Origin of the sequence: Streptomyces sp. NPDC056347 (genome assembly GCF_042262625.1) — a bacterium.
Taxonomy (GTDB): Bacteria; Actinomycetota; Actinomycetes; order Streptomycetales; family Streptomycetaceae; genus Streptomyces.
This window is the reverse complement of sequence record NZ_JBHJQP010000272.1, coordinates 1-7070: the sequence shown is the minus strand read 5'-3', so window position 1 is coordinate 7070 and position 7070 is coordinate 1. Positions and strand designations below refer to the sequence as shown.

At 72.9% G+C, this 7070-nt stretch carries 7 protein-coding genes; 6 read left to right on the top strand and 1 reads right to left on the bottom strand.

What is annotated here, in order from left to right; genetic code table 11:
- Window positions 1–70 precede the first annotated feature (70 nt).
- Complete coding sequence (locus tag ACFCV8_RS34865; RefSeq protein ID WP_376689531.1) at window positions 71–832, bottom strand: sulfite exporter TauE/SafE family protein; 762 nt, start codon at window positions 830–832, stop codon at window positions 71–73.
- A gap of 233 nt (window positions 833–1065) precedes the next feature.
- Between ACFCV8_RS34865 and ACFCV8_RS34860 the strand changes: the two genes are divergently transcribed.
- The 6 genes from ACFCV8_RS34860 to ACFCV8_RS34835 all read left to right on the top strand — a co-directional run bounded on the left by ACFCV8_RS34860 (window position 1066) and on the right by ACFCV8_RS34835 (window position 7025).
- Window positions 1066–1551: a MarR family winged helix-turn-helix transcriptional regulator gene (locus ACFCV8_RS34860; protein ID WP_376689530.1), complete on the top strand. Its 486-nt coding sequence runs from the start codon at window positions 1066–1068 to the stop codon at window positions 1549–1551.
- A 212-nt stretch (window positions 1552–1763) separates the two neighbouring features.
- Window positions 1764–2432 (top strand): nitroreductase, encoded by a 669-nt coding sequence (locus ACFCV8_RS34855; protein ID WP_376689529.1) that lies wholly within the window; start codon window positions 1764–1766, stop codon window positions 2430–2432.
- Between the two features lie 99 nt (window positions 2433–2531).
- Window positions 2532–3260, top strand: coding sequence for an SDR family oxidoreductase (locus ACFCV8_RS34850; RefSeq protein ID WP_376689528.1), 729 nt, complete (start codon window positions 2532–2534; stop codon window positions 3258–3260).
- A gap of 476 nt (window positions 3261–3736) precedes the next feature.
- Window positions 3737–4705: an NADPH:quinone oxidoreductase family protein gene (locus tag ACFCV8_RS34845; RefSeq protein ID WP_376689527.1), complete on the top strand. Its 969-nt coding sequence runs from the start codon at window positions 3737–3739 to the stop codon at window positions 4703–4705.
- The gene (locus ACFCV8_RS34840) at window positions 4702–5889 is read left to right on the top strand and encodes an acyl-CoA dehydrogenase family protein (protein ID WP_376689526.1); all 1188 of its coding nucleotides are present in this window, start codon (window positions 4702–4704) and stop codon (window positions 5887–5889) included. The genes ACFCV8_RS34845 and ACFCV8_RS34840 overlap by 4 nt, the downstream gene beginning before the upstream one ends.
- Window positions 5886–7025, top strand: a complete 1140-nt coding sequence (locus tag ACFCV8_RS34835; RefSeq protein WP_376689525.1) for an acyl-CoA dehydrogenase family protein — start codon at window positions 5886–5888, stop codon at window positions 7023–7025. The genes ACFCV8_RS34840 and ACFCV8_RS34835 overlap by 4 nt, the downstream gene beginning before the upstream one ends.
- Window positions 7026–7070: the final 45 nt, after the last annotated feature.

Below are 7070 nucleotides of genomic sequence, written 5' to 3'. Positions count from 1 at the left end.
ACTGCGGTGCACGCCGCCGTCGTCCCGCCCCACCGCCCTCACTCGTTCTCGCGCCGGTCCTCGCCGTGCGTCACACCACCGCGTCGACGAGCATGAACGCGGCCACGGCCAGCAGCACCACACCGAAGATCCGTTGCAGGGCCGCCGTGGACACCTTCGCGGCCAGCCGTTTCCCGTCCCAGGCTCCGAGCACCGCCGCCGCCGTGAACGGGGCGATCGTCGCCCAGTCCAGCACGGTGGGTGTGGTGAGCCGGGTGGCCAGCGCGGCCGCGGAGTTCACGATGATGACCAGCAGACTGGTGCCGACCGCCGAGGCCATCGGTACGGCGACGACCGTGACCAGCGCGGGCACCACCAGGAACCCGCCGCCCACCCCGAGGAAGCCGGTGACCGCGCCGAGCCCGGCCCCGGTCCGGGCCACCCGCCCGGTGGACGCGGGCCGCGGGCCGTCACCGTCCGGCGCGTCGGCCGCGGCGCGCGGGCGGATCATCCGTACCCCGGCCACGACCGCGAGCGCGGCGAAGGCCGCGGTCAGCACCCCGGACGGGATGTGCGCCGACAGTGCCCCGGCTACTGCCGCCGGAACGAGCCCGGCCGCCGCGAAGAGCCCGCCGGTGCGCCAGCGGACGTGGCCCTCGCGGGCGTGGGCGAGCAGGCCGGTGAGCGAGGTCGCGATGACGATGAGCAGCGCGGCGGTGGTGGCCGCGGCCGGGGTGAAGCCGAGCAGATAGATGAGCGCGGGGACGGCGAGTACGCTCCCGCCACCGCCGAGTCCGCCGAGCGCCAGCCCGACCACGGCTCCGGCGATCAGCGCCACGACCAGCGCGGTCATATGCGGTCACCGCACGCGGCCGGGGTGGTGAAGCTCCGCGGGTGTCGGAGCGGGGCCGATGCCCCGGGGGTGTCGACGAAGTACACGACACGGCTCCCTCTGTGATGATTTACCCCTGGGGGTATTACGCGACCAAGGCTAACATCAATACCCCCAGGGGTATTTTCCCTGAAGGTGGAGGGGGATTGATTTAGTATCAATCAATACTGTATTGAATGACGTAGTCTGGCCTCATGGCCGCCGACATTCCTCCCCGGACCACCGCTTCGCGTGCGACCGATCGACCCGGGGATCCCTCGCCCTTCGCTCTCGGCCTTCTGCTGCGCCGGGCGCACTGGCGGGCCGCCGCGGGGCTCGGGGAGGCGCTTCGGCCGCTCGGCATCGAGCTGCGGCATTTCGCGGTTCTGATCGAACTCGTCAATCACGGACCCACGGTGCAGCGGGATCTGGTGACGGCGACCGGATCGGACAAGGCCGGGATCATGCGCATCGTGGACGATCTGGAACGCAAGGGTCTGGCCGTGCGCAAGGCCGTCGCGGGGGACCGGCGGGTGCGGGCGGTGCAGATCACCCCCCAGGGGCTGGAGCTCTTCGACGCCGCCCACGCGGCGGCGGAGCCGGTGGCGGAGCGGCTGGTCGCCGGGCTGGGGCGTGGAGAGGCCGAGCGGCTGACGGATCTCCTGACCCGGTTCGCCCATCCCGCCGACGGCGAGGCGTAGACGCCCGCCCGCTGCGCGTTGCGTCGGTGTCCCGGCCGTGTGCGGCCTCCGTGGCGACTTCGCGGTCGGTTCCGGCGCGGCCGTACGCCTTCTCCGAGGTGCGGTACCCGGGCCGGATGTCCGACGGGAAAAATGGTTTCACTCGATACGGTCTTGAGTGATACGGTTGTGATGTGACGAAGGCCCCATCGGGTGAATGGAGGCAGGCGGTCATGGATGTCTACGAGGCAGTCACGAGCCGGCGGGCGGTGCGCAGGTTCACCGACCGCCCCGTTCCGAGAGAGACGCTGGAGCGCGTTCTGTCGGCCGCGGCCTGGGCGCCGTCCGGATCGAACATCCAGCCATGGCACACCTACGCGGTAACCGGCGCGCCGCTGGCCGAGATCAAGAGGCGCGCCGGAGAACGCGCGGCTGCGGGTGACCCCTGGGACGAGCGGGAGTACGAGATGTATCCGCCCGCGCTGAAACCCCCGTACTCCGAGCGCCGATCCGCGTTCGGCAAGGTGCGCTACGGCGCACTCGGCATTGCGCGTGAGGACTGGGAGGCGCGCCGGAGGGCCGCGACCGAGAACTGGAACTGCTTCGGTGCGCCCGCTGCCCTGTTCTGCTACATCGACCGCGACATGGGCCGGCCCCAATGGGCCGACGTCGGCATCTATCTGCAGACCGTCATGCTGCTCCTGCGCGCCGAGGGGCTGCACAGCTGTGCGCAGATGGCCTGGTCGGAGTACCGCGAATCCGTCGCGGAGGTCCTGTCGCCCCCGGACGGACTCATTCTCTTCTGCGGCATGTCGTTCGGGTACGAAGACATCGCCGCGGGTGGCGCCCGTACGAGCCGGGCGCCGCTCGACGAGACGGTCACGTTCGTCGACGGACTGTGACGGAGCCCTCTCCCCGGTGACCGAGGGGACATCTCCTGCCCCTCCCACATATCCGTCCCTGTGCCATATTCCTCACATGGCCCCCAGGAAAGGCATGCCATGAAGATCGCGGTCATCGGCGGCACCGGACTGATCGGGTCGCAGGTCGTCAAGAACCTGAACACCGCGGGGCACGAGGCCGTGCCGCACTCGAAGTCCAGCGGGGTCGACATCATCGGCGGTCGGGGACTGGACGAGGCGGTGGCGGGAGCCGACGTCGTCGTCAACCTGACCAACTCGCCGACCTTCGACGACGCCTCGCCGGCCTTCTTCCGGACCTCCATGGACAACCTTCTGGCCGCGGCCGGCAAGGGCCACGTCGGCCACCTCGTCATCCTCTCGATCGTCGGCACGGACCGGGTGCCGGAGCTGGACTACTACCGGGCCAAGGCGCTCCAGGAGAACCTCCTGGCCGCCGGGGCGATCCCCTACTCGATCGTCCGGGCGACGCAGTTCATGGAGTTCATCGACACCGTCCTGTCCTGGACCGCCGACGCCGACACCGTCCGGCTGCCCGCCACGCCGATCCAGCCGATCGCCTCCAAGGACGTGGCCGCCGCGGTGGCGGAGGTCGCCGCAGGAGCCCCGCTCAACGGAATCCGCAACATCGCGGGCCCCGACACCTTCACCCTGGACGAGCTGGGCCGGATCACCCTGGCCCACAAGGGCGACCGTCGCACCGTCGTCACCGACCCCACCGCCGGCATGTTCGCCGCCGTCAGGGGCGATGTCCTCACCGACGACGGGGCCCACCTCGCCGCCACCCGGTACGCCGACTGGCTCTCCTGACCTCCCGGCCCCCGCGTGAGACCGGGGCCCCGGCCGATGGTGCCTCGCGCACGGTGACACCGGCGCGGACCCGGTGTGCGCGGGGCCGGGGGCCGCCACCGCGCCGAGCGCCCCGACCCCGTTGAGCCCTCCGCCCGTTCCATCGGCGCAGCCCGCCATCTCCGTGCGCGCCGCAGCGTACGCGCCGTCGACGGAGGGTGGGGCGCGCGCCGTTGACGTCGCTCCAACGTCGGGCCGGAGGCGCCGACCGCTCATGGCGCTCCGTGGATCGCATCGGCGGGTCCCGGTCGGCGTACCGCGCCTGTTCGGGGCGGGCGCGACCCGCGACGGCCGAAGCGGCGTTCCGGCCGCGCCAGTCCCGGGCGGGTTCGCCGCCGACGCGTGCGGTTCCTCCGGCGCATTGTTCCCAGAGAAGCAAGCGACCGCTTAGTATGCGCCGGAGCAGTGGAAACGCCGACGTGTTGTGGAGGCTCCTGATGCAGGCATGGCGAGTGCACCGGAACGGCGAACCGGGCGAGGTGATGCGCCTGGAGGAGACCGGCAGACCCGTGCCCGGCGAGGGGCAGGTGCTCCTGGAAGTGCTCGCCGCGAACGTCAACTTCCCGGACGCGCTGCTCTGCCGCGGCCAGTACCAGGTGCGGCCGCCGCTGCCCTTCACCCCCGGCGTGGAGATCTGCGGCCGGACCGCGGACGGGCGACGGGTGCTCGCCACCCCGGCCCTGCCGCACGGTGGCTTCGCCGAGTACACCCTCGCCGACGCGGCGGCCCTGCTGCCCGCACCGGACGGCCTGGACGACGCCGAGGCGGCCGCCCTGCACATCGGTTACCAGACCGGCTGGTTCGGCCTGCACCGCAGGGCACACCTCAAGAGCGGCGAGACCCTGCTGGTGCACGCGGCGGCCGGTGGCGTCGGCAGCGCCGCCGTCCAGCTCGGCAAGGCCGCGGGCGCCACCGTCATCGGGGTCGTCGGCGGCCCGGAGAAGGCGAAGGCCGCCGCGGAACTCGGCTGCGACCTGGTCATCGACCGGCACACCGAGGACATCGTCGCCGCCGTCAAGGAAGCCACCGGCGGACGCGGCGCCGACGTGGTGTACGACCCGGTGGGCGGCGACGCCTACGCCAAGTCCGTGAAGTGCGTCGCCTTCGAGGGACGGGTGATCGTCGTCGGCTTCGCCAGTGGGGTCGTCCCGGCCCCGGCGCTGAATCACGCACTCCTCAAGAACTACTCGGTCCTCGGACTCCACTGGGGCCTCTACAACACCAAGGACCCGGCCGCCGTCCGCGCCTGCCACGACGAACTCACCCGGCTCGCCGCCGAGGGCGTGGTCAGACCCCTGGTCAGCGAACGCGTCGGGCTCGCCGGGGCGGCCGCCGCCGTCCAGCGCGTCGCCGACGGCGCCAGCACCGGCCGGATCACCGTCCTGCCCCGGGGAGCCGCCCGATGACCGCACCCGACGCCGCGGAGCTCCGCCGCCGCGCCCAGGACCTGCTCGCCGCGCACCCCCCGGCCGCCACCGGGCGCACTGCCTTCCTCCGGGCCCGCTTCGACGCCGGGCTGGCCTGGGTGCACTACCCGGCCGGTCTCGGCGGCCTCGGCGCGCCCCGCTCGCTGCAAGGCGTCGTCGACGCCGAACTCGCCGCCGCGGGCGCCCCCGACAACGACCCGCGCCGGATCGGCATCGGTCTCGGCATGGCCGCCCCGACCATCCTCGGCTACGGCACCGACGAGCAGAAACAGCGCTTCCTGCGCCCGCTCTGGACCGGCGAGGAGGTCTGGTGCCAGCTCTTCAGCGAACCAGGCGCGGGTTCCGACCTCGCCGCGCTCGCCACCCGCGCCGTCCGCGACGGCGAGGACTGGGTGATCGACGGGCAGAAGGTCTGGACGTCCAGCGCCCATCTGGCCCGCTGGGCGATCCTCATCGCCCGCACCGACCCCGACGTGCCCAAGCACCGCGGCATCAGCTACTTCATCTGCGACATGACCGACCCGGGCGTCGAGGTCCGGCCGCTGCGCCAGATCACCGGGGAGGCCGAGTTCAACGAGGTCTTCCTCACCGGCGTACGCATCCCCGACCGTCACCGGCTCGGCCCGGTCGGCGAGGGCTGGAAGGTCGCGCGGACCACCCTGATGAACGAACGCGTCTCCATCGGCGGAGCCCGCGTCCCGCGTGAGGGCGGCATGATCGCACCCCTCGCCCGCACCTGGCGCGAACGCCCCGAACTGCGCACCCACGACCTCCACCAACGGCTGCTGAACCTCTGGGTCGAGGCCGAGGTGGCCAGGCTCACCGGCACCCGGCTGCGCCAGCAGCTCGTCGCCGGACAGCCCGGCCCGGAAGGCTCCGGGATGAAGCTCGCCTTCGCCCGGCTCAACCAGGAGATCAGCGGACTGGAGGTCGAACTGCTCGGCCAGGAAGGTCTGTTGTACGACGACTGGACCATGCGCAGGCCCGAACTCGTCGACTTCACCGGACGGGACGCGGGCTACCGCTACCTCCGCTCCAAGGGCAACTCCATCGAGGGCGGCACCAGCGAGGTGCTGCTCAACATCGTCGCCGAGCGCGTGCTCGGCCTGCCCGCCGAGCCGCGCAACGACAAGGACGTCGCCTGGAAGGACCTCTCCCGATGACAGCACCGACCGCACCCACCGACGAGACCGGCGCGCCGGACCTGCTGTACTCGGAGGCGGAGGAGGACCTGCGGGCGGCGGTACGCGCACTCCTCGCCGACCGGGGCGACGTACCGGCGCTGCTCGTCCGCGCCGAGTCCGGCACCCCGTACGACCCGGAACTCTGGCAGGTCCTGGCGGGCGGCATCGGCGCCGCGGGGCTGCTGGTGCCCGAGCGGTTCGGCGGCCAGGGCGCGAGCCACCGCGAGGCCGCGGTCGTGCTGGAGGAGCTGGGCCGTGCCGTGGCCCCGGCCCCGTACCTGACCGGCGCGGTCGTCGCCACTCAGACGCTGCTGGCGCTGGGAGAGTCGGCCGGTCCGGTGGCCGAGCTGCTCGGCGAGCTCGCCGGGGGGCGCCGGGTCGCGGTGCTCGCGGTGCCGTTCGCCGCCGCCGCGCCCGACGCCGTCCGGCCCGCGGCGGTCGTGGCGGGCCGGGTGGAGGGGAGCGTGGCCGGTGTCGCCGACGCCGTCGCCGCCGATGTGCTGCTGGTGCCGACGACGGACGGGCTGTACGCGGTCGAGGCGGCCGCCGAAGGAGTCGCCGTGGCACCGCTCGTGTCCCTCGACCTGACCCGCCCGCTCGCCACCGTCACCCTCACCGGGGCCGCGGGAATCCGCCTGGCCGACGGTGCGGCCGCCGTCGGCGCCGTGGGCCGAGGGCTGCTGGCGGGTGCCGGACTGCTCGCCTCCGAGCAGCTCGGTGTCGCCGAATGGTGCCTGGCCGAGACGGTCCGCCACACCCGCGAACGCCACCAGTTCAACCGGCCGGTGGGTTCCTTCCAGGCGCTCAAGCACCGCATGGCGCAGCTCTGGCTGGAAGTCGTATCGGCCCGTGCGGCCGCGCGGAACGCCGCCGACGCCCTCGCCGCCGACAGCCCGGAGGCGCCGCTCGCGGTGGCCGTCGCGCAGGCCTACTGCTCCGGGGTCGCCGTGCACGCCGCGGAGGAGTGCGTCCAGCTGCACGGCGGGATCGGGATGACCTGGGAGCACCCCGCCCATCTGTACCTCAAGCGCGCCAAGGCCGACTCGATCGCGTACGGCAGTGCCGGGCACCACCGCGAGACGGTCGCCGCGCTCATGGAGCTGCCCGCGCCGTAGCGCCGGTCGGTGCCGGGGCACGGGAGTGGGGGCAGGCACCCGCTC

Excerpts from the sequence above, each read along its gene's own strand:
- ACFCV8_RS34855 (WP_376689529.1), top strand. The coding sequence starts at position 1,764 with ATGGATGTCTACGAGGCAGTCACGAGCCGGCGGGCGGTGCGCAGGTTC.
- ACFCV8_RS34840 (WP_376689526.1), top strand. The coding sequence starts at position 4,702 with ATGACCGCACCCGACGCCGCGGAGCTCCGCCGCCGCGCCCAGGACCTG.
- ACFCV8_RS34835 (WP_376689525.1), top strand. The coding sequence starts at position 5,886 with ATGACAGCACCGACCGCACCCACCGACGAGACCGGCGCGCCGGACCTG.
- ACFCV8_RS34850 (WP_376689528.1), top strand. The coding sequence starts at position 2,532 with ATGAAGATCGCGGTCATCGGCGGCACCGGACTGATCGGGTCGCAGGTC.
- ACFCV8_RS34865 (WP_376689531.1), bottom strand. The coding sequence starts at position 832 with ATGACCGCGCTGGTCGTGGCGCTGATCGCCGGAGCCGTGGTCGGGCTG.
- ACFCV8_RS34860 (WP_376689530.1), top strand. The coding sequence starts at position 1,066 with ATGGCCGCCGACATTCCTCCCCGGACCACCGCTTCGCGTGCGACCGAT.
- ACFCV8_RS34845 (WP_376689527.1), top strand. The coding sequence starts at position 3,737 with ATGCAGGCATGGCGAGTGCACCGGAACGGCGAACCGGGCGAGGTGATG.